Consider the following 21,702-nt stretch of genomic DNA (forward strand, 5'->3'; position numbering starts at 1 on the left):
CCGGGGGCGACGCCGGGATAGACTGTCGGACGAAGGAGAGCTTTCATGTCCGACATCACTGCCCGCGGTCCTTCTGTCCGCCGATACGCTCCGATACCCGGTCTGCTGCGTACGCCCCCGCGCGAGCTTTCGCTGGGAAGGATATTTGGCGGCGGGCGGCCGAGCGACCTTGTCCGCCTACCGCGCTACCTGATCCTCGTGTCACTGGGCGCAGTTGCGATCTGGGCGCCAATCACCACGTACCTCAGGAAGGCGCCGCTCAGCTTCAGCTCCGAGATGTCGTTGATCCTGCCCGGCTCCGGCGCGGCGGCCTCGCTCAACCTCGCCGATATCGGGCAGGCCTCGTCTTTCGCCAACTCTGCCTTCTCCTCGAACGCGATCAGCCCGACCGAGACCTACAAGCGCCTGCTAGGCGCCGACCGCATTGTCGATGCCGCCGCCACCGCGCTGGGAGAAGAGCTTCGGGACATCGGGCGGCCCAAGGTCCAACTCGTGGACCAGACCGGGCTCATTCGGGTGCAGATGAAAGGTCCCACACCCGAAGCCGCCCGTGACCGCACAGAGGCGCTGCGCCAAGCCTTCTTCACCGAGGTTGACGCGCTGCGCCATGACGAGCTGTCGGTGCGCGAAGCCGGGGCGCTGTCCGCCATCGAGGACTATCGCGGCTCGGTCGCCGACACGCGCGAGACCATCGCCGCGCTCCAAAGGGAAACCGGCCTGGTCTCGTCGGCCCAGTACGACCGGCTCGTCGCCGCGGCGGACGAACTGCGCGCGGAACTGGCTGGGCTCGCCTCTGAACTTGCACAGAAAACCGAGGCAGTTGCCGCGCTGTCGCGCAGCCTGGGCATCTCGCCGGGACAGGCTGCTGTCAGCATCAAGCTCTACGCCGATGCCGACTACACGGCTTTGCTAGAGGAAATTGCGCTGCACACCGCGGCATTGGCCCAGGCGGGCTCGCGCTATGGAGCGCGCCACCCCGAGGTCACCGCGGCGCGCGCGGCGCTCGAGGCAGCACGTTCCATGGCCCGCGCGCGCGCCATGGCCCTGACCGGCCTCTCGGCCGATGCGGTGGCGGGGCTCGACCTCGCCCAGCCCGGTGTGCGGGCCGATCTGCTTGCGGAGCTCGTCCGCGAAGAAGCCGCACGCCGAGGTCTGAGCTCCGAGCACGACTCGGTGGCACGCCGCCTCGACGCTGAAACCGCACGTCTGGACGAACTGGCTCCCTTCGCGGCGCGGCTCGAGGACATGCAGCGCGACTTTTCGGTTGCGGAAGCGGTCTTCGCTTCGGCCATCGCGCGCAGCCAGTCCAGCAAGGCTGACATCTACGCCTCCTACCCGCTGGTGCAGCTCTTGGAGAACCCCTCGTTGCCGGACCGGCCGACCTCGCCCAACCGCAAGCTGGCGCTCGCGGCCGGGGGTGCGGCAACCATGATGCTTGTCTTCGGCCTGCTTCTCGCCTGGATCCGCCGTCCGCTGATCGGGCGCATCCTCGCCCGCCCCATGGGCGCGCCATGACCGGGCGCGGCCGACCCGATGCCATGACCCCACCCGAGGCGCTGGCATGGCGCGCGATGGTGATGACTTGGGTGTTTTACGGGATGGGCGCGCTCTATGTGGTCGGCCCGATGCTTGGCTGGACCTTCGCGGGCATGGCGGTGTTGGCACTCTACCTGGGACCGGCAATCCGCGCCGATCTGCGCGCGACCGGTCCGGTCCCCGCCGTGGTCTGGCTCTGGTTCGCCGGCATGCTGGTCATGCTGATCGCGCTTTGGGGCGGGCATCTGGGCTGGGGGCTGGGCGCCAAGCAGACCATCAAGTCCTCGATCGGCTGGGCGAAGGGCTGGGCGCTGGTCGCGCTCTTCATCTTTGCGGGTGCCGTTCTCCCGATCCGCCGCGAAGTCCTGATCCGCGGTCAGTGTGCCATCGGCTTCTGGACCCTGGTGCTCGCGCCGTTGCTTCTGGCCGCGCCTTACCTAGGCTTGCCGGAGCGCATCTTCACCTCGCCGCTGAAAGCTATCGGGGGTCCGGGCCCCGAGTATTTCTCAGTCTATTTCTTCACCTACGATCCCGCCACCTGGACTCCGCGCTGGCAGTTCTATCTGCCCTGGTCGCCCTTCGCAGCATTGCTCGGCGTGGTCATGGTGCTCTTCGCGCTCGAGGAAAGGCACCGTGGCTGGATGGCGGCGGGGATCGGGGCCGGGCTGCTGATGATCCTTGCCTCGAAATCGCGGATGGGCCTCGTCGGATTGGTGGCCTGTACGATCGGCCCCCGCATGCTGCCCCTGGTGCTGCGCAGTTCTGCCTGGCTGGCACTCGCTGGCGTCACTGCATCTCTTGCGGTGCTGGGCACATGGCTCCTCGCGAGCGCCGAGGCCGGTGTCGCGGCGTTCAAGGGTGCTCGCGCCGACAGCACGCGGGTGCGCGAGACCCTGCAGCGCATCGCCTTCGAGCGGTGGCGGGAAGAGGCGCCATGGTTTGGCCACGGGACCGTGCAGCCAGGTCCGCACCTCGTCGAATACATGCCCATTGGAAGCCATCACACCTGGTACGGCTTGCTCTTCGTGAAGGGGCTGGTCGGGTGCGGAGCGCTGTTCGTGCCGCTCGTGGCGCATCTCGTTGTGGTGCTGGTCGATGCCGCCCGCCATCCGCGCGGACGGCTGCCGCTCGGCATCCTGATGACGCTCGTGCTGCTGTCCTTCGGCGAGAACCTCGAGATCGAAGCCTACATGTTCTGGCCCGCGCTCTTGCTCCTTGGGGTGCATCTTCGCGAAGTCGCGGAAGAAAAGAGTCGCCAGAGCAGCCCTGTCGCGCAAACCCAGAGCGGGGATCATCTGGTGAATCCGTCCTGACAGGTGAGCGACATGAGCGAACGGATATGACCGGGAGCTGACGGAGCCACAATGGACCGTGGGGATGGTCGCAAGCCTCCTGCGCTTGGCCGGCCTGCACCGGCCCGTTCCGGACCACTCGACGCTGTGCCGCAGACAAGAGACGCTCAAGGTGCAGGTCCCCGGTCGCCGTGCCGACGGACACTCGTGGCCCCCCCCACGCCCTTTTCGCCTCGGAACGGGTGGTTGCCACCATCCGGCCATGCGACGGAGTAGGCGCCGTTGTCGGTCGCGAACATCACCATCGTATTGTCGGCCACGCCCAGCTCGCCGATCAGGCCGAGCAGCTCGCCCACGATGTCGTCCATCTCCATCATGCCGTCGGCATAGAGGCCGTATCCGCTCTTGCCCGCGTATTTCTCGGAAAGGTGGGTGCTCAGGTGCATCCGCGTCCTATTGTGCCAGAGGAAAAACGGCTCGTCCGCCTGTATCGCGTCGGTGATGAAGCGCTTCGATTCTTCGAGGATTTCCCGTCGAGGTTTTTTGCCGTTCAGCGCCGAAGCCGCCGAGGTCCTCGATCCGCTGTGAGCCGTCTTCCCCGGCCGAGGAATGAATGATCCCACGCTGCTGGGCGTCGCCGAGAATGGGGGGGTCCTTGGGGTAGTCGTGGTGTTCCGTGTCTTCCCCGGCGTTCAGGTGATAGAGAATTCCGAAGAACTCATCGAAACCGTGCGCCGTCGGCAAATGTGCGTCGTGACCTGCCCCCTGCCGGTCCCTCATTCATAACGAGAGTCTGCAGGTTTGATTTGGGTATTCGGCTTCCTGAGCAAGGAGTGGGGCTGCGAGCAAGATGACGGACGCGACCGAGATCAACCCAATCGTTGAAAAATCTTCGGCTGATAAGCTTGAAGTTGAATTGTCGTAACCTTTCCACACGTCCTGCAAAATGCAACACCCTTTCAAACAATGGGAATTTCGCTGCAAGACTGCGCCTGCGCGTGGTGTCGGGTTCGCCTGAAATGCAATGACGAAGAGGCTGCTCGCGTCGTGACTTGCCCAGCCCCCTGGCTGCACCAACGCAATCTCTGGTGCAATTTGCGAGCAATCTAATTTGGCGAAGCGAGCTCTAGTGCTTAAAGCTGCGCGCCCGAAGGACCTTTCCCCGCGGAACCGCAAATGTCGCAAAAGGGCTCGGACCGGTCATGCGGCGCCGCGGCGTCGGGCCACCAGTGTGCCGACACACCAGGTTTCAACTGGGGAGGCACGAACGCCCGAGTTACGAGCCGGGCTCTGCCTAGCCTCCCCAAGAAATCAATTCATAGAAGGCGCGAGAACGCCGCATTCAGGTTGGCATCGTGAGCCTTGGCGGATGCGGCGCCGGGCACCATGTCGAACCCATGCGGCGCACCTGCGTAGATGTGCAGTTCGCAGGGCACACGTTCACGGACCATGCGCAGGACATATGCGGTATCTTCTTCAAGAAAGAGATCCAGATCACCGACGGCCACGAAGGCTGCAGGAAGACCAGCCGTCGAAGGAACATGGGAAGGCGAGAACTGGCCGATGCGACCGTCGTCCAATTGGTAGTCGCCACGCAGCGCGTCCCAGCCAAATCGCGTGTTGGCTCGGGTCCAGACAAATTCTCCAGTGGTCAGGTTATTGACCGGTGCGGCCGTCGTTCCCGTGCGGTAGTCGAGCATCGGGTAAATGAGGAACTGCGCCCTCACAGGCACGTCACCGCGGTCACGGGCGAGGATCGCCAATGCAGCAGCCAGGCCCCCGCCGGCAGACTGGCCCATCACCGAAATGCGTAACGGGTCGATGCCGAGCGAGGCCGCATTATCATGGAGGTAGCTCAAAACGGCGTAGCAATCCTCCACCGGGCCGGGGAATGGAGCTTCCGGGGCCAGGCGGTATTCTGCATTGGCCACAAGCGCGCCGGTCCGCTGCGCGAAGTCATGGCACAGCGCGTCGAAGCTTTGCGCCTGGTTGAGTATCATGCCGCCGCCGTGAATGAAGAGAATGCAGGGCACCGGGCCCTCCGGGGTCAATTCGGGCCGAAACAGTCGAAAGCTCGCGGGGCTGCCGGGCACATCCACGATCTCGGCCTTGTCCGGCATGGCTCTCGCGGCACCATTGGCATCCACCGCCGCGCGCAGTTGCGGCAGTGTTTCGGCAGTGATGTCGAACGGGCTGACATCGGCCAGCAAGCGCAAATCCGGACTGACCAGATCATAGGTGGATTGAACGACGTCCACTGCAGGGCCCGCAGGGCTGAACTCTGCATAGGCGCGAGGAGGGACTGCCGCTCCGAGCGCCGCGACCGCAGAGCCTGCCAGAAAGCTGCGTCTCGTGGTCATGGCGAGCCTCCCTTCGTGGTGGTCCCTCGACAATCGAGGCCGCCCTGCGGCTATACGGTGAGCCCGCGAATTCATTCGGGCATTGATTCAGATCAATCCGCGCGACGGGCAAAGATCGAAGGGAATTCCGGGTGTGACGGCGGCCATGCCCGGCAGCGGATGGTCTTCGAGTTCCATCCGTGGAGGGTTCGGTGGAGTCGGTCAGCGCATGGTGCACGACCCGCAGCTTTCGGGTTGCGAGCCAAGGGGAACAAAGTCGATACCCGCGCTTACCGCCGGTCGAACGACCTCTGGCATCGGCGAGCGCCGCAACAGCTTCGTGAGCGTCCGCTTTTGCGAACCTTTCCGCGGAATTTCGCAGTTGCAGGAGAGCTGTCGCTGCGCATAGCACGAATGTCGTGGAAGGGCTGGACCCGGTCATGCTCCGCGCCTGGTCCGACCGACGGCTGTGCAGGGAGCGCCAATAGGCGACCCAAGCTGCCCTATTCCCCCGTGCTCCTCCTCGAGCGGACTCAGGCGCCGGATCTCAGCCACCCCATGCAGGCGGTGAGTTTCTTCCAACGATATAACCTCGCTTCTGCCGCGCCCACCTTCCTGTTTTTCTCACCAATCGCCGTGCCGACTTTCGCCTGCCTGAGCGGAAACGCGATCTGCTCGTCGGTGCATTTGTCCTTCGGCATCCGAGCGCTCCCCTGCCGCCAGGGTCATGCTTGAAATTTCGCACTCACTTGTATCAGGTCTCGGGGGCAGGACCCCGGCTGCATCGTTCCCGGACGGTACCCCGGCTTGCGTGATTGCGTGCATTGTGGGATCGAGAAGAGAGAAGTTGATCCAGTGGACAATTGCAGCGTCCCCTGCCTTCCTTTCTTGGAATGAGGTTCATCGCGGCATGCAAGTCGCCGAACATCGCATCCATCAGGTGTTCCGGGTGAGCGTGATCCTCAAGGGATTGCACGCTCTGATAGAGATTGCTGGCGGGCTCGTGTTCTACTTCGTTTCCGCACCTGCGATACTCGGCTGGGTCAATCTGCTGACGCGGGAGGAACTGACAGAAGATCCGCGGGACTTTATCGCAACGCACCTCTTGAACGCCACGCAGAACCTTAACGGTGCTACGGAGTCCTTCTACGCCTTCTACCTGATCAGCCACGGCCTGATCAAAGTCGTCCTGGTGGCCGGACTGTTGCGCGAGAAGCTGATTGCCTATCCCCTGTCGCTGATCGCTCTTGGCGCATTTATTGTCTATCAACTCTACCGCTACAGCTACACGCACGCGTTCGGGCTGATCCTGCTGACGGCGTTCGACCTCATCGTGATCTTTCTCGTCTGGCATGAGTGGCGCCTGCTGAGAAAACACATACCAGTCGGTTGACGATGGGGTCGGCTCAAGCCGCGGTCGCTGTGATGCACCAGCCCCATGGCCTTTGTCGGCCTTCAGTCATGGACCGCCTGCTCCAGTGCATCCAAGACGAAACCTGTCTGCCGTGACGTGCTGGCGCGCCAGCCGACGATCTTGCGTGCATAGGCATCGATGACGAAAGCGACATGGACGAACCCCTTCCAGGTCGCGCCTTAGGTGAAATCGTCGTCCATTGGCTCGGACCAATGGCGCCTGCATGGACGACCCCACAGCATGTTGGGCGCCGGAACCCGGTTCTCCCGCTCGAGCGACTTCATCCTCTCGGCCATGTCGCTGGGAATGCCTGCGCGGCGGCCACTGTCGACCTCTGCCTTCTTGACCCAGTCGTTCAGCGTGTCCGCGAAACAGCCGATCCTCGCCGCGATAGACGTGACCTCCCGCCATCGAGAACCGAGCGGACCCGCGCCATCGAGAACCACCCGCCCGGCACGCTCGCCCTCGTCTGGGGAAAACTTGTTCGGGGTCTTGCTCATGATGCTCCAACCTACTCAAGAGTTGGAGCCTCCGGCAAACGCGGGGCGGATCAGCAAGGCTTTGAGAAGATATCATGGACGGGTTGAATGATAGCGGGGCCGTACCGGACGCCCCGCAAATCATCGATAGCACCGTCATCCGCGCCCATCATCAGGCGGCGGGTGCTGAAGGGGGCTCCGCGACAGAGAATTTGCCGCTCAAGGGGTAGCTTCACGGCCAAGATCCACCTGCTTGCCAGCGCCGCAGGGTTGCCTGTGAGGAGCGACATCACTGCGAGGCAAACCTACGACACTCCCGGTGTCGGTCCGGTCATGGCCGGTAACCCGCCCGCACCAAGTGTCATGCTGCCTGACCGTGGCCATGATGCTGGCAGCATTCGTGAAACCATGGACAAGCGCGGTGTCCTTCCCGTCATCCCAAGGCGTACGTCACGCAAGAAGCGTGTCGCCGTCGAACGGCCATTGCATTGTCTGCGGAACCTCGTGGAACGCTGCGTCAACAAGTTGAAGAACGCACGCCGCGTCGCCACCCGCCACGACAAGACAAGACAAGACAAGACAAGACAAGACAAGACAGCAGAAGGCTTCCTCGACTTTGTCTACATCGCCTTGATCCGACTTTGGGTGCGTCCTTTTTCAACATGACTTAAGAACGCAGGATCATATCAGCTGCTTTCTCGGCGATCATCACGGTCGGGGAGGCCGTGTTGCCGGACACGATCCGCGGCATGATCGAGGCATCGACCACCCGCAGGCCATTCACACCCCTGACGCGCAGCGAGGGGTCGACCACCGCCGCCGCGTCGCTGCCCATCCGGCAGGTGCCGACCGGGTGGAAGATGGTTGTCGCGATATTGCCCGCCGCCTCTAGCAGGTCGGGATCGCTCACGACGGCCGGACCAGGCAGAATCTCCTGCGGTGCATAGGGGGCCAGGGCACGAGCCGTCATGATCTTCCGCGCCTGACGGATGGATGCCAACGCGATGCGCCGGTCCGCTTCAGCACTGAGATAGTTGAGGCGAATGTCCGGCTGCCGATCAGTTTCGGCGCTGGTGATATGGCTCGAGCCGACGCTCTCGGGTCGCAGGTTGCAGACCGAGACGGTGATGGCCGGGAAGTCGTGCAGCGGGTCGCCCAGCTTGTCGGTGGAGAGAGGTTGGACGTGATATTCGAGGTCGGGCATGTCGAGCGAGTGGTCGGAGCGGGTGAACATGCCGAACTGGCTTGGCGCCATGGACATCGGCCCGCTGCGCCTGAGCGCGTATTCGGCAGCGATGCGCAGCTTGCCGCGCAGAGAATTCGCCACCTCGTTCAGCGTCACCGTGTTGCTGACGCGGAAGACGGTGCGGATCTGCAAATGGTCCTGCAGGTTCGCGCCGACCCCTGGCTGCGCATGGCGCACCTCGATCCCGTGATCCCCCAGGAGACCCGGATCGCCTATGCCCGAAAGCTCCAACAGCTTGGGTGAATTGATCGCCCCCGCCGCCAAGAGGACTTCGGCCTTCGCGCATGCTTCATGCACGCGCCCCTTGTGGCGGAAACGGACGCCGGTCACCTGCCGTCCCTCGATCACCACCTGCTGCGTTTCCGCATGGGTCATCACGCGAAGGTTCGGACGGCTCATCGCGGGCCGAAGGAACCCCTTGGCGGTGTTCCAGCGCACGCCATTGCGCTGGTTCACCTCGAAGAAGCCCGAGCCTTCGTTGCTGCCATCGTTGAAGTCGGCGCGGGGCTCGATGCCGAATTCCTTCGCGCCTTCCTGCACGGCGCGCAGGATTTCCCACTCCAGCTTCTGCCGCGACACCTTCCATTCCCCGCCCGCCCCGTGCAGGGGGCTCGCCCCGGCGTGGTGGTCCTGGGACTTGATGAAATAGGGCAGCACGTCATCCCATGCCCAGCCAGGATTGCCGAGCTGACGCCAGCGATCGTAGTCGGCGGCGTGGCCGCGCATGTAGATCATGCCGTTGACCGAACTGCATCCGCCCAGAAGCTTGCCGCGCGGGTAGGCGAGGCGGCGACCGTTGAGCCCGGGCTCGGCGGCGGTGGTCATCATCCAGTCGGTGCGTGGATTGCCGATGCAATAGAGATACCCGACGGGAATGTGCACCCAGTGATAATTGTCCGACCCGCCCGCCTCGAGCAGGAGCACACGGCACTTCGGGTTCGCGCTCAGCCGGTTGGCAAGAACACAGCCCGCGGTTCCTGCCCCGACGATGATGTAGTCGTATTCGCCTTCGAGAGGCTGTGGCCTTGTCATGATGTCAGCCTCCACTCCCTCGGCCGCGGGCCCAGAACGGACGCATGGCATCGCGCAGGTCGAGGTAGCGGCGGTAGCGGGCATCGTAATGCGCCGCCATGGCGGGGTCCGGCTCGTAGCTTGCACTGACCCGGGTCATGGCCGCGATGCCGCTTTCGTAGGTCTCGAAAAGCCCCGCCCCGAGGCCCGCCCCGATCGCGGCACCAAGCGCACCGGTCTCTTGAGCTTCGGCGACGCGCACCGGGACCTGGATGCCGTCCGCGAACATCTGCGGCCAGACCGGGCTGCGCGAGCCGCCACCGGAAAGCGCCGCGTGATCAAAACACACGCCTGCGCTTTTCAGGGTCTCGATGTGACGCCGATGCTCGAACATGACACCCTCCATCAGCGCGCGCAGCAGATGCCCTTCCGTGTGCCATCCGGCGATCCCGTAGAAGCCGGCGCGGAACTCCGCGCCCTCGCCCGATCCGTAGAGGAAGGGGTGAAACAGCGGATCATCCTCGGCCGGCACCACCTCGGCGACCTTGGCATTGCAGTGGCCGAACGGATCGGGGTGATGCCCGCCCCGTTCAACGAATTCCCGCACGTACCATTCGAGGTTGGCGGCGGAGGTGGCGCTGGAGTCGATGTTCACGAAGCGCTTGGGGCCGAAGCCGGCAGCCATGAAGACGCTGTCGTTCACCACCGGGGCCGAAGAGAACACCTGATTGATGCTCCAGGTCCCGATAATGATCGAGGCCTCGCCGGGGGCGACCACCCCGGACCCCATGGCGCTGGAGACAACGTCGAAGAACCCGCCGACGACGGGTGTGCCCTCGGCTAGGCCCGTCCGCTCGGCAGCCTCGGCGCTCACGCGGCCCGCGATCGCGCTGGGATCGACGAGGCGCGGCAGCAGCCGCCGCGCGTCCGAGAGTCCGTAGAGGTCCAGAAGCGTGTCGTCATAGGTGCAGTCCGGCATCCGCAGCAGCCCGCAGCCCGACATGTCCGAGCTGTCGCTGGTCAGCTCGCCCGTCAGCCGGAAGTTGATGAAGTCCTTGCACAAGAGCAGCGTTCCGGCCTTGGCGTAAAGTTCGGGCAGGTTCTGCTTGACCCAGGCCAGGAGAGTGGGGGTCTGCGCGGACCATGGTTTCTGCAGGCAGATCGCATGCAGGGCATCGCCCGACGCGTCGCCGAGCTGCGCCGCCACGCGCTGCCCACGGGTGTCCAGAGACTGGATCCCGATGAGCGGCGCGCCCGAGCCGTCCAGAAGATAGAGCCCGTTGCCATGGCCCGCGCAGCCGATTGCCGCGATCTGCGACGGATCTATGCCAGCGCTCTCGATGCAGGTGCGGATCGCCACACAGGCATTCGCCCAGAGTTCATTGAGGTCGCGTTCGACATGGCCAGGCTGCGGCGTCGAGGACCGCCCGTCCAGCGCATGCATCGCGATCTGCCGGCCCTCTAGGTCGAAGAGCACGGCCTTGATCACGGTGTTGCCGGCGTCGAGTCCCAGCAGATATGTCCTGTTGTCAGCCACGGTTGTAAATGTCCCACGCTTCTTCGCCGCCCGCACCCTGATGAATCATCGCCATCAGCGCCGCGACCACGGCCTTCGGATTGTCATGCTGGTAGATGTTGCGGCCATAGACCATGCCCTTGGCGCCCTGCGCCATGAGCGCGGCGGATTTCTCCAGCACCTGGCGCAGGTCCTCCCTGCCGCCGCCGCGCACGAGCACCGGCACCCGCGCGGCCTCGACCACCCGGTGGAAATCCTCGGGACTTGCAGTCGGGTCCGCCTTGATGATGTCGGCCCCCATTTCCGAGGCAAGCCGGACAAGCGTCACGATCTTTTCCGCATCGCCATCCACCTGGTAGCCGCCGCGTATGTCATTGGGGAGCATCACCAATGGTTCGATCATCAGCGGCATGCCGTACTTGTGGCAGGCGGCGCGCACGCGCGAGATATTCTCCACGCATTGGCGGAACAGCTCGGGCTCATCGGGCAGCATGAACAGATTGACCACCACGGCTGCGGCATCCATCTCCAACGCACCGATGATCGGCTCGTCGGCATTCTGCAGCATCGACCACATCACCCTGTGCCGCTGGTCGTTGTACGGGTTGCCCATGTCGATCCGCATGACCAGCGCAGGCTTGTCCTTCTCCGGACGGCTCTGCAGCAGATCCGCCTGGCCATAGGCGCATTGGATCGCGTCGGGCCGCGCGCGGATCAGCGTGTCCATCACCGCGGCCATGTCCTCGAGGCCGACCATGAAACTCGGCTCGTTGCACACGCCGTGATCTATCGCCACGTCGAGGCACCCGCCATTCGTGAACAATCGATTCATGCGGGCCTTGCTGCTAACGCGCATTCGGTTCTCCTTTGTGTTGATCTTTGGTCCAGCACCTGCGGGGAGACCCCGTGGTAGCGATGAAGCTCTTCCCCGAGCGCCGCGATCTCTGCGGCGCGTTGCTGTGCCGACCAGTCGAGCGCCCGGCCCATCGCGTCGGCGATGCCGTTGATCAGCTCGGTGCTGATCTGTCCGGTGATCGCCAGATCGCTCCGCCGAAGCACGACGTCCGACAGGTGCAGGGCACGTTCGTGCGCGGTCATCCAGGCAATCTCGGCGGCCGTCAGGGTACACCCGCTTGTCAGCGGCCGGTCGTCGGCACGGCCGGCGCAGAACGCCAGGACATCCTGTGCGCGGGTTCCGTAGGTCTCGGCCATGCGCGCGGCGCGCTCTTCCGAAACACCGAAGTCTCGTCTCAGCTCCAGCCGGAGCGCGGCGCTGCCTGGAAAATTCCGCCCGCCACCGATCGGCAGCTTCGCGGTGTGCGCCACGCGCGCGCGCACAAGCTCGGCCAGCACGGCGTCGGTGGTTTGCTCGGCAAAGGCCCGGAAGGTCGTCCACTTGCCGCCGACCATGCAGATTTGCGGCACCGCGCCGTCGATCCGGTGAGTGAAATGCCCGCGCGAGATGCGCCCGGTGAAGGCTTGGTTGCTTTGGGGCAGGGGACGAATGCCGCTGTAGCTGAAGACGATGTCCTGCTCCGCGAGCGGGAGATCGGGAAAGACCCGCCCCACGGCCTCCAGGATATACCGGCGCTCGAGCTCGGTGCAGGCGGTTCGGGTCGGCGTCTCGACGCGGATGTCGGTGGAGCCGGCAAGCACCTTGCCCAGGTAGGGAAACATGATGCAGACCCGTCCGTCAGAGTTCTCGAAGAAGATCATGTGGCCGCCGAGCGCCGCATGCAGCGCGGGATTGTCGACGATGAGATGCGATCCCTTCGTCCCCGACACCATCGGCGTGCCGTTCTGCGCAGCGTCGCCGAGATCGCGCCGCACCTCGTCGAGCCATGCCCCGGCGGCATTGACCACCAACCGCGCGGCGATGGGAAGGGTGTCCCCGTTTTCGCGATCGGTGAGCGTGAATTGGTCGCCGTCGCGGGTGATCACGGCATAGTTCAGGGCATGTGACTCCGGTGCCATCCGCGCGGTGTCGAGCACGAGCTCCAGGCCAAGTCGCTCGGGATAGGAAATCCAGGCGTCGTGATAGGAGGCCGAACACCGCACCTCGGGTGACAGGGCCGGCCATTTTTCATGCGTGGTCCTGCCATTGCGGAACTGGTGCGGGGGCAGGGCGCGTCGCCTGCGGGTGACCAGATCATAGAGCGTCAGCCCGATCTTCACCGGAAGCGCGCCGCGCCGCGCGGGCTTTCCGGACTGACCAAGGAACCCCGCCGCCGCATTGAGCATTCCGGAAAAGACCGAGCTGATGGGGATCGTGGTGGGCAGCGGGCGCACAAGATGGGGCGCGTTGCGCAGCAGGGCGTCGCGCTCGGCGAGCGACTCCTTCACCAGCCCGAATTCGCCGTTCTCGAGATAACGCAGGCCGCCGTGGATCATCCGCGAAGGCGCAGCGCTGCACCCCGAGCAGAAGTCGTTCCGCTCCACCAGCAATACCCGCAGGCCCTGCAGCGCGAGTTCGCGATAGACACCAAGCCCATTGATCCCGCCGCCGACGACCAACACGTCGAAGCGGGCGTTCTCGCGGATCTTGTCGAAGCTGTCGTGTCGTTCCAAAGGCAATCCTCCTCCGTTCGCCGGAGAAGCTCTCCGGCGCTGGATGGTTCGGCGGGTTTCGGGCGGTCAGCCGTCGAGGTCGATGAGGTGGCGCGCCGCGGCGGTGGAAATCGCCGTAAGCTCCTCCGGCTGCAGGCGAATGCGGCCCGCGGCCGCATTCTCGCGGGCCTGTTCCGCGGTGCGCGCGCCGCAAAGCGAGAAGGTGATGCCGGGCTGTTGCACGGTCCAAGCGATCACAGCTTGCGCCAGGGTCGCGCCATGCACCTCGGCGATGGGCGCGATCTTCTCCATGAAATCCGCGATCTTGCGCCGGTTGCCCTGCGAGAACCGCGGATTGTCCCGGCGCTGGTCGTCTCCGGAAAAGACCCGGTCCGGCCCGACCTTGCCACTGAGCAGCCCGAGCGCGAGCGACGAGTAGCTCAGCACCGAGACCCCGTTCTCGCGGCAGAGCGGCAGCAGCGATTGCTCGAGATCGCGCTTGAGCATGCTGTACTCTTCCTGCACCGCGTCGAGCTGGCCCGCGGCGAGATAGGCCGTGACGTCCGCCGGGGTGGTGTTGCTGGCACCGATGGAGCGGATCTTGCCCTGCGCCTTCAGGGACTCGAGCGCTTCCATCGTCTCGTCGATCGGAGTGGTCGGATCCTGCCAATGGGTGATGTAATGGTCGATGCGGTCGGTCCTGAGCCGCTTCAGGCTCTGTTCCACTTCGTGAATGATCGCGTCCTTGCCAAGGTAGCGATGCACCGGCTGGCCGTCGTAGTCGAAGAAGTGATTGCCCTTCGTCGTGTGCCACACCAGCCCGCATTTGGTCGCCAGCACCACCTTGTCGCGCCGGCCGACAAGGGCCTTGCCGACAATCTCCTCGGCCAGACCCTGGCCATAGGCGGGCGCCGTGTCGATCAGGGTCACACCCTCGTCGACAGAGGCCTGGATGGCTGCGATCGAGGCGGCCTCTTCGGTGCCGCCCCACATCCAGCCGCCGATCGCCCATGTCCCGAGCCCGATCACCGAAGCCTCGATCCCCGATCTTCCGATTTGGCGCGTCAGCATCTCATGCGGCATGTTCAGACCCTTTCATCTGCGCGAGGACCGCGGCAGCAGTCTCCTCGTCAACTACAAGTGAATTCAGAAGCTTACCGTTCAGCACCGCCTGGATCGGGCGCGCCTTCTGCACGCCGGAAGCGACGCCGATCACGGTGCGGCAGGTCGCCGTGTCATGCGGATGCAGGGCCACGAGGCGCTGGTTGCGCTCGTAGTCCGCCACCTGCCCGTTGATGCCGATCAGATGCGCCATGAACTCGGCGGCGATCCCCATGCCCACGAGCATCTTGCGATCAGCCTCGGGCACCGGATTGAGGTCGTAGTAGCTCGATCCGCGCGGCTCGACCGAGCCGATGCCGGTGAGCGCGACATTGGCGGTGCGCGCAAGGTCGAAGACCTGCTTGATCGGCGCCATGCCGGTCAGCATGTCCCGCTGCGCCCGGTTCTCGGCAAAGAGCGGCGCGTGGATCAGGATCGGCTTGCCGCCGAGCCGTTCGGCCATGCGCGTCACGAGATGGTTCACATCCGTGTAGAACTTGCCCTGCACCCCGCCGGTGAGCGGCACGACGGTGACGTTGAGCGGCTGCTCGGGCGACAGGTTCTCGACGACCGCGCTGACCGCCTTGCCGCCCGTGATCGCGATGACATCGCCGTCGCGCAGGGTCTCGAGCAGGAGGTTGGCTGCGGCGCGGCCAACCTGGTGAAGCGTGGTGTCGGCGTTGCCCGAGACCGTGGGGGTCACCCGTGCCGCGTCGAGCGCGGTCGACGCCACCAAATTCTGTTCGATGTCCGCAAGGCGCTGGAACGGGCTCTTGATGTCTATCTGCACCATGCCGAGCCTGCGGCCCTGCGCGATCAGCCGGTTCACCTTCGAAGTCGACAGGTTGAGCTTCGCGGCGATCTCGGACTGCTTCAGCCCCTCCACGAAGTGCAGCACGAGCACGGTGTGAATCTGGCGGATCAGTTCGAAGTCGGGAGAGGGTTCGGTCATGCCTTGCCCCCCGCGTCGCGCTTCTTGTTCAGGTAGTGGTCGATGGAAACAGCTGTGAGCAGGATCGACCCGCGGATGATGTCCTGCCAGTAGACCGAGACGTCGAGCAGCGCGAGAGAGCTCGACACCACCGAGAGCAGCGCCGCGCCGAGGATCGCGCCGAAGATCGTACCGGAGCCCCCGTTGAGGCTGGCCCCGCCGATCACCGCGGCGGCGATCACGTTGAGTTCCATGCCCAGGCCGAAAGTGGGTTGGGCCGAGCCGAAGCGGGCCATGTAGATGATCCCGGCGATGCCGCAAAGCGTCGAGCAGAGCGTCGTGGTGAGGAAGATCACCCGCTTGGTCCGGATCCCGGAATAGGCCGCGGCCTTCTCGTTGCTGCCGGTGTAGAACACCTTGCGGAACGCGGTGCTGCGCCGGAGCATGAAGTCGAAGCACAGGACCACCACCAGGAAGACGATGATCACCAGTGGCACCGGCCCGATCGAGCCCTGACCGATGAATTTGAACTCCGGCGGCAGCGAGAACAGTCCCAGCGGACGACCGCCGGTGAAGAGAAGGCAGGCCCCGCGCGCGATCACCATCACCGCCAGCGAGACGATGAAATGGTGCAGCCCGATCCGGGTCACGAAGAAGCCCATGAAGGCCCCGATCCCGGTGCAGGCGGCGATGGCCACCAGCGAGGCCAGCCAGGGGTCGACTCCCGCAAGGAAGAGCGATCCGGCGATGACCATCGCAAGCGCGGTGACCGACCCGACCGAGAGGTCGATGCCGCCCGAGATCAGCAGGATCGTCATGCCGACCACCACGATGCCTTCGACCGCAAAGGCCATGACCATCGCGCGCATGTTCACCCAAGTCAGGAAGTAGGGCGATGCGAAGGACATGGCGACGAAGAGCGCCAGGATGATCAGGATCAGCCCGGTTTCGCGCATCCTGAGAAACTTCTTCACCGGGTTGGCTCCCTGCTTGGCGGCTGCGGTCAGTTCGATTGAGTTTTCCACGATCGGTCTTCCTCAGGCATTCAGTGTCGGTTGCGGGGCGGTCTCGAGGCCCGAGGCCAGGCGCATGATGTTTTCTTCGGTCATCGCGTCACCGGCTACTTCGCCAGCGATGCAACCCTCGCGCACCACCAGCACGCGGTCGCAGAGCCCGATCAGCTCGGGCAGCTCGGAGGAGATCACCACGGTTCCGACGCCCTCGCAGGCAAGTTCCCGCAGGATCCGGTGAATCTCGGACTTGGCACCGACATCCACGCCGCGGGTCGGCTCATCGAGGAAGATCAGCCGGGGATTGACCGAGAGCATCTTCGCGATCGCCACCTTCTGCTGGTTGCCTCCCGACAGGGAAGAGACCGGGTCCGAGAGCCGCCCGAACTTGAGGTTGAGTTTCGCTCCCAGACTTCGGGCCAATTCCATTTCCCTTTCGGTCTCGATCAATCCCGACGGGGTGGAGACACGCCCAAGATCCAATGCCGAGACATTCTCCGCGATGGAGCGTTCCAGGAACAGGCCATCGCCCTTTCGGTCTTCGGACAGATAGACGAGGCCAGCCGCGATGCTGTCGCCGTAGTGGCGCAGTTTCAGCGGCTCGCCGTCTAGCAGAACGGTGCCCGAGACGTCGCCTTCAAGGCGGCAGATGCCCTTGACGATTTCGCTCCGCCCCGAGCCGATCAGACCCGCGATGCCGAGGATTTCTCCGCTGCGCAGCGCGAAGGACACGTCCTTGAACCGTGTTTTCTCGGTCAAATCCCTGACCTCGAAGATCACCTCGTCAGTTCGCGTCTCTGCCGCCTGCTTGGGCGGATAAAGCGTGCCGATCTCCCTGCCGACCATCGCGTTGACGACGCCCGAGGGTGTGATCTCGGAAATCTCTGCGGTGGTGATGTACTGACCGTCCCGAAACACGGAGACGCGGTCGCAATTGTCGAAGATCTCGACCATCCGGTGCGAGATGTAGATGATCGAGATGCCCTGCGCAGACAGTCTGCGCATGATCCCGAAAAGGGTCTGCGCCTCGCGTTCTGTCAGCGCGGCGGTCGGCTCGTCGAGGATCAGGACCTTGCAGTCGAGCGTCAGCGCCTTGGCGATCTCGACCAGTTGCTGGTGCGAGATCGGCAGGTCCCGAACGATCGCGCCCGGATCGATATCGCACAGCTGCCCCAGCACGGCGCGGGCTTTCTGCTTGAGCGCGCCCACATCCATGAGAAGGCGGCGGCTCCGGTTGGTGACCGCCATGAACATGTTCTCGGCCACCGAAATATCGGGACAGAGCGCGATTTCCTGATGCACCAGCCCAATCCCCAGCTGCTGCGCGGCGCTTGGTGATGAGATGCGGACCGGCTCACCCTCCCAGAGGATCTCGCCGCCGTCGGGCTGGAGGATTCCGTCGATGATGTTCATCAGCGTGGATTTCCCCGCGCCGTTCTCTCCGGCGAGTGCATGGACCTCGCCGCGGCGCAGCTCGAAATTGACGCCCCTCAGCGCGCGCACCGGGCCGAAGGACTTGCTGACATTGGAGATTTTAAGGATCACGTCGTCGTGCATCAGAGGGCCTCGGATAGGGGCGGTGAGGCGGGCCCGAACGGCCCGCCGCATGGGTCATGCCGGGTCGCGGCCCTGCATGTAGGTGTTCAGATCGAAGCTGTCGGCATTTTCCTTCGTGATCACGGCAAATCCGTTGTCGATGAAGGGGATCTGCACCGGGTTGTAACCCGAGGTCCGGTAGTCGTTGAACGGATCGAAGACTTCGGAATGCGCCGCCATGAAGGTGGCCATGAACCCCATGAAGCCCTGCATGCCCTGGTTGGGGTTCAGCGCCATGTGGATATTGCCGGCCTTGATGTGCTCGAGCGTGGCCGGAGTGATATCCGCATGCATGACCAGCACGTCCGACTTGGCCTCGAGGATCGCCGCAACGGCGCCCTCCGCGGACCCCGCCTCGGGGATCCAGATCGCGCCCAGCTCGGGATTGGCCTGCAGGATCGACGCGGTCGCACGATAGGCGGCTGTGCTGTCCTGATTGGTGGCCTGACGACCGACAAGTTCCATGCCCGGATAGTGCTGCTGCATGTAGTCGATCAGGGCAGTCACGCGGAGGTCATGGTTGGACTGACCCGGATTCTCCAGAACCGCGTATTGGCCCGTCTCGCCGATCTGCTTGACGATCTCCTCGGCGGCGAATTTCGCCTCGGCCAGGTTGTCGGAGGTGATATAGGCGCTGCGGTTGGATTTCGGGGAATCCGCCGCAAAGGTCACCACCTGCGTGCCATCCGAGATGGCGCGGTTGATCGGCTCGATGAACGGATCCGATTGCATCGGATGCACCAGGATGCCCGAGGGCTGCTTCACCATGTCCTGCTCGAAAGAAGCGATCTGCTTGGTGATGTCGTAGTCGGGTGTGCCAGAGAATACCGTTTCGCAGCCGAAGGCGTCGGCCGCCTGCTTGAAGCCCTGGTAGACCGGCACCCAATAGGGGTGGCCGGACACCATGACGTTCATGATATAGGTCTCGCCCGGAGCGCAGTGCAGACCCTCCTGAGCCGTCGCCGGGCTTGCGGTTGCAAGCGATAGCGCAGTGAGTGCCGGGGCCAGAGCCACGGCAATAGCGGATTGTCTCATGTTGTCCTCCCAAATGACCCTGGCAGACGCCAGGGGTTTCGGTGCGTGAGCACTTGCCTCCCCGCAAGTAATTTCACGACCCGCAATTTCTTGCGCAAGGTGACGATAGTCAGGGCTCTCGGCGTCGGTCAACGCTCCGTGAAATTTTTCTTCTTTGCTGCAATTTATTTCACGAAGAGTCAGAGTGGGGCGGTAGGTAGCCGGTACCTCCACCAATTTTCAGATCATGAAAGCGGAGCTCTGCCAGATACAGTCCCTTTGAAGCGATCCGGACCGCTGGTGCACCGATCTCGGCCCAATTGTTGTTGGACCTCCCTGAATGAAGGGAATGCTCGTGCCTGGTCAGCTGTCGTTCGCCCAGCCCTGCGCGCCAATGGAAGGCACCAACCTGGCAGCGTCCGAGCCCAAAATTGAAGAAACACCGTCACTCGTGACAGGCGGGGCAAGCGGCGGCGTTGTCGAAGGCAGCGCCTATTCCCTCGCCGTTCTCGCGCTTGCCGTGTGAGCGCGAAGCAGTGTCGCGATCTTCTCGGTGAAGATGACCATTGCCGGGAAGATCCCGCCTCGCGCCCTAGGCTGGGTAAGAAACTCTTGCGCTCACTAAAGCCGTTTCTTTGCGGTAGTCGAGTGGGGTGAGCGCCTTGCGTCGGTAGGCTGCTCACCCTTGGCGACCTGAGGCCAGCTCACCGGCCTGTCCTCATTCCAGCAGGTTGTTCGGGAGCCACATGGCCAGCTCCGGGAAGGTCATCACCAAGCCTAGCGCGAAAATCTGGAGCAGTACAAAGGGCACCACGCCACGATAGATGTCCCGCATGGCAAGCAGACCGCCCGATGCGCCCTTGAGGTAGAAGAGCGCGAAGCCGAAGGGGGGCGTGAGGAAGGAGGTCTGTAGATTGATGGTGACCATGATCGCCACCCAATAGATCATCTCTTCCTGCGGAAGGTGTCCACCAAGATCGAGCGTTTTCACGATCGGAGCGAAGATCGGCAGCATGATCAGCGTGATCTCGATCCAGTCGAAGAAGAAGCCCATCGCGAAGATCATCACCATCATCGAAATCAGCAGGCCCCAGTTCCCCATCGGCAGGGCGTGCGCCAGTTCGAGGATGAATTCCTCGCCGCCGACCTTCCGGAAGACGTAGGAAAACGACGTCGCGCCAACGAAGATGAAGAAAAGCATCGCCAGCGACAGGACGGAGCTGCTCAATGCGCTGTTCAACACGGGCATCGTCAGGCGTCCGCGCAGCAGGCCAAGCAGCAGGGCGGCGGCAACCCCGATCCCGGAGGCCTCGGTCGGCGTGGCGATCCCCCCGAGAATGGTTCCGAGCACCGACAGGATCAGGACCAGCGGCGCCAGCACCGAGACCATCGTCTCGCGGAAGAGGCCCGGGCTTTCCGCGGCCGGTGGCTCGGCGGGTTGCCTTGGCGCCAGAGAGGGTTGCAGCGTTGTCCGCACGACGATGTAGAGGATGTAGAGCGCCGAAAGCATCAGCCCCGGGACGAGCGCCGCGACGAAGAGCCTTGCGAGGGAAATCGACAGCAGGTTGCCCATGAAGACGAGCATGATCGACGGCGGGATCAGGATGCCAAGCGTCCCTGCCGAGGCGATGGTGCCCGCCGCGAGGCCCTTGTCGTATCCGCGCTGGATCATGGTCGGCAGCGCCATGGAGGTCAGCATCACGATCGAGGCGCCGATGATGCCCGTGGCCGCCGCGAGGATCGTTCCCATCAGCGTCACCGCCAACGCAAGCCCACCGGGCACGCGGCGCAGCAGGCGCTGGAGCGTGATCAGCAGGTCCTCGGCGACCCGCGTCTTCTCGAGCAGGACCCCCATCAGGATGAACATTGGTGCCGCGATCAAGACGGCGTTTTCCATCGTGCCCGAGTAGACCCGGCTGGGGATCAGCGAGAGGTGGACGAGGCGCATCTCTCCGAGGGCAATGGCGAGGAGCCCGAAAATCAGGCTGACGCCCATCAGGACGACGGCCACCGGCGCACCGGAAAACATGCCCAGCACGAGCACAACAAACATACCCAGAGGTAGGATTTCAGCGAGGAAGTCAGTCATAGCGTTTCGAGCCAGGGTGTCTTGATCAGGTCGGGGCGACGCAGGGCGACGATGCAGCGCAGCGCGACGGTAACCGAGCCGAGAATTGTCAGCGCCGCGCCGATCGGAATCGCGGCCTTGATGATCCAGCGGTTGGGAAGTCCCATGCCGCCGGGGCTGCCTTCGCCGCGAATGTAAGCGCGATGCGCGAAATCGGTTCCGAACCAGATCAGGAAGAGCATGAAGGGGATGAGCAGGAAGACGATGCAGGCGAGTTCGATTTTCAACCGTGTTGCCGAGGTCATCTTCGACGCGAACAGGTCGATCTGGACGTGGGCATTGCAAATGTAGGCCCAGCCGAAGCAGAGGACGGCGATGGCGCCATGGATGTGCCACTCCAGTTCCTGGAGCTTGAACGAGCCGGTATCGAAGAAGCGCCGCCCGAAGACGTCATAAAGAATGACGACTATCAGCAGCAGCAGCAGCCAGCCGCATCCACGTGCCACGATCCGGCACGGGACGGACAGCAGATCTGCCAGTCTCAAGAGAGTTAGCATAGCGGGATCCGTTCTGCCGCGCAGCGCACCCCTTGCTCTCCAAAG

At 64.0% G+C, this 21,702-nt stretch carries 20 protein-coding genes and 3 pseudogenes; 6 read left to right on the top strand and 17 right to left on the bottom strand.

Going from position 1 to position 21,702, the window contains the following annotated elements:
* The first annotated feature begins 45 nt into the window (after positions 1-45).
* The 3 genes and pseudogenes from IQ782_RS17970 to IQ782_RS17980 form a co-directional block, all read left to right on the top strand.
* Entirely contained in the window at positions 46-1,515 is a 1,470-nt protein-coding gene (locus tag IQ782_RS17970; protein WP_240989378.1) for a GumC domain-containing protein, read from the top strand.
* Positions 1,512-2,849 carry an O-antigen ligase domain-containing protein gene (locus IQ782_RS17975; RefSeq protein ID WP_420832677.1) on the top strand — a complete coding sequence of 446 codons (1,338 nt, stop codon included), beginning with the start codon at positions 1,512-1,514 and terminating at the stop codon, positions 2,847-2,849. The genes IQ782_RS17970 and IQ782_RS17975 overlap by 4 nt, the downstream gene beginning before the upstream one ends.
* 55 nt (positions 2,850-2,904) lie before the next feature.
* Positions 2,905-3,030: pseudogene (locus IQ782_RS17980) on the top strand (transposase); the annotation flags it as partial.
* Here IQ782_RS17980 and IQ782_RS29825 read toward each other — a convergent pair.
* From IQ782_RS29825 to IQ782_RS17995, 4 genes are all read right to left on the bottom strand, one after another.
* Complete coding sequence (locus IQ782_RS29825) at positions 2,996-3,382, bottom strand: sulfatase-like hydrolase/transferase (RefSeq protein ID WP_240989390.1); 387 nt, start codon at positions 3,380-3,382, stop codon at positions 2,996-2,998. The pseudogene IQ782_RS17980 and the gene IQ782_RS29825 overlap by 35 nt on opposite strands.
* A complete protein-coding gene (locus IQ782_RS29830; RefSeq protein ID WP_240989400.1) occupies positions 3,282-3,572 on the bottom strand; it encodes a hypothetical protein in 291 nt (96 codons plus the stop codon). The genes IQ782_RS29825 and IQ782_RS29830 overlap by 101 nt, the downstream gene beginning before the upstream one ends.
* A 572-nt stretch (positions 3,573-4,144) precedes the next feature.
* Positions 4,145-5,188: an alpha/beta hydrolase gene (locus IQ782_RS17990; RefSeq protein ID WP_194136056.1), complete on the bottom strand. Its 1,044-nt coding sequence runs from the start codon at positions 5,186-5,188 to the stop codon at positions 4,145-4,147.
* A 512-nt stretch (positions 5,189-5,700) separates the two neighbouring features.
* Positions 5,701-5,868 carry a hypothetical protein gene (locus IQ782_RS17995; RefSeq protein WP_194136057.1) on the bottom strand — a complete coding sequence of 56 codons (168 nt, stop codon included), beginning with the start codon at positions 5,866-5,868 and terminating at the stop codon, positions 5,701-5,703.
* Between the two features lie 146 nt (positions 5,869-6,014).
* Here IQ782_RS17995 and IQ782_RS18000 point away from each other — a divergent pair, with 146 nt between their 5' ends.
* Positions 6,015-6,560: a DUF2127 domain-containing protein gene (locus IQ782_RS18000; protein WP_240989379.1), complete on the top strand. Its 546-nt coding sequence runs from the start codon at positions 6,015-6,017 to the stop codon at positions 6,558-6,560.
* A gap of 65 nt (positions 6,561-6,625) precedes the next feature.
* Here IQ782_RS18000 and IQ782_RS30405 read toward each other — a convergent pair.
* A pseudogene (locus tag IQ782_RS30405) lies at positions 6,626-6,757 on the bottom strand (IS3 family transposase); the annotation flags it as partial.
* Positions 6,758-6,760: 3 nt separating this feature from the next.
* The gene (locus IQ782_RS18005) at positions 6,761-7,081 is read right to left on the bottom strand and encodes a hypothetical protein (protein ID WP_194136058.1); all 321 of its coding nucleotides are present in this window, start codon (positions 7,079-7,081) and stop codon (positions 6,761-6,763) included.
* A 65-nt stretch (positions 7,082-7,146) separates the two neighbouring features.
* On the opposite strand from IQ782_RS18005, the pseudogene IQ782_RS18010 reads away from it, so the two are divergent.
* Positions 7,147-7,726, top strand: a pseudogene (locus IQ782_RS18010) (IS5 family transposase); the annotation flags it as partial.
* A gap of 1 nt (position 7,727) precedes the next feature.
* Here IQ782_RS18010 and IQ782_RS18015 read toward each other — a convergent pair.
* The 9 genes from IQ782_RS18015 to IQ782_RS18055 form a co-directional block, all read right to left on the bottom strand.
* Entirely contained in the window at positions 7,728-9,338 is a 1,611-nt protein-coding gene (locus IQ782_RS18015; protein ID WP_194136060.1) for a GMC family oxidoreductase, read from the bottom strand.
* A 4-nt stretch (positions 9,339-9,342) separates the two neighbouring features.
* Entirely contained in the window at positions 9,343-10,854 is a 1,512-nt protein-coding gene (locus IQ782_RS18020) for an FGGY family carbohydrate kinase (protein WP_194136061.1), read from the bottom strand.
* Positions 10,847-11,665, bottom strand: a complete 819-nt coding sequence (locus tag IQ782_RS18025) for a class I fructose-bisphosphate aldolase (protein WP_240989380.1) — start codon at positions 11,663-11,665, stop codon at positions 10,847-10,849. The genes IQ782_RS18020 and IQ782_RS18025 overlap by 8 nt, the downstream gene beginning before the upstream one ends.
* The gene (locus IQ782_RS18030; RefSeq protein ID WP_240989381.1) at positions 11,662-13,401 is read right to left on the bottom strand and encodes a glycerol-3-phosphate dehydrogenase/oxidase; all 1,740 of its coding nucleotides are present in this window, start codon (positions 13,399-13,401) and stop codon (positions 11,662-11,664) included. The genes IQ782_RS18025 and IQ782_RS18030 overlap by 4 nt, the downstream gene beginning before the upstream one ends.
* A gap of 66 nt (positions 13,402-13,467) precedes the next feature.
* The gene (locus tag IQ782_RS18035) at positions 13,468-14,463 is read right to left on the bottom strand and encodes an aldo/keto reductase (protein ID WP_194136064.1); all 996 of its coding nucleotides are present in this window, start codon (positions 14,461-14,463) and stop codon (positions 13,468-13,470) included.
* The gene (locus IQ782_RS18040) at positions 14,453-15,433 is read right to left on the bottom strand and encodes a sugar-binding transcriptional regulator (RefSeq protein WP_194136065.1); all 981 of its coding nucleotides are present in this window, start codon (positions 15,431-15,433) and stop codon (positions 14,453-14,455) included. Before IQ782_RS18040 ends, IQ782_RS18035 begins: the two co-directional genes overlap by 11 nt.
* Positions 15,430-16,437: an ABC transporter permease gene (locus IQ782_RS18045; protein WP_338092607.1), complete on the bottom strand. Its 1,008-nt coding sequence runs from the start codon at positions 16,435-16,437 to the stop codon at positions 15,430-15,432. The genes IQ782_RS18040 and IQ782_RS18045 overlap by 4 nt, the downstream gene beginning before the upstream one ends.
* Before the next feature lie 12 nt (positions 16,438-16,449).
* On the bottom strand, positions 16,450-17,979 hold the full coding sequence (locus tag IQ782_RS18050) for a sugar ABC transporter ATP-binding protein (protein WP_194136066.1): 1,530 nt from the start codon (positions 17,977-17,979) through the stop codon (positions 16,450-16,452).
* Positions 17,980-18,033: 54 nt separating this feature from the next.
* Entirely contained in the window at positions 18,034-19,053 is a 1,020-nt protein-coding gene (locus IQ782_RS18055; protein ID WP_194136067.1) for a substrate-binding domain-containing protein, read from the bottom strand.
* Between the two features lie 319 nt (positions 19,054-19,372).
* Between IQ782_RS18055 and IQ782_RS18060 the strand changes: the two genes are divergently transcribed.
* A complete protein-coding gene (locus tag IQ782_RS18060; protein WP_194136068.1) occupies positions 19,373-19,558 on the top strand; it encodes a hypothetical protein in 186 nt (61 codons plus the stop codon).
* 192 nt (positions 19,559-19,750) lie between these two features.
* Here the strand turns inward: IQ782_RS18060 and IQ782_RS18065 are convergent, their stop codons facing one another.
* Positions 19,751-21,085 carry a TRAP transporter large permease gene (locus IQ782_RS18065; protein WP_240989382.1) on the bottom strand — a complete coding sequence of 445 codons (1,335 nt, stop codon included), beginning with the start codon at positions 21,083-21,085 and terminating at the stop codon, positions 19,751-19,753.
* Between the two features lie 32 nt (positions 21,086-21,117).
* The gene (locus IQ782_RS18070; RefSeq protein ID WP_194136070.1) at positions 21,118-21,606 is read right to left on the bottom strand and encodes a TRAP transporter small permease subunit; all 489 of its coding nucleotides are present in this window, start codon (positions 21,604-21,606) and stop codon (positions 21,118-21,120) included.
* Positions 21,607-21,702: the final 96 nt, after the last annotated feature.

It is taken from the genome of Salipiger mangrovisoli (assembly GCF_015223355.1).
Taxonomy (GTDB): Bacteria; Pseudomonadota; Alphaproteobacteria; order Rhodobacterales; family Rhodobacteraceae; genus Salipiger; species Salipiger mangrovisoli.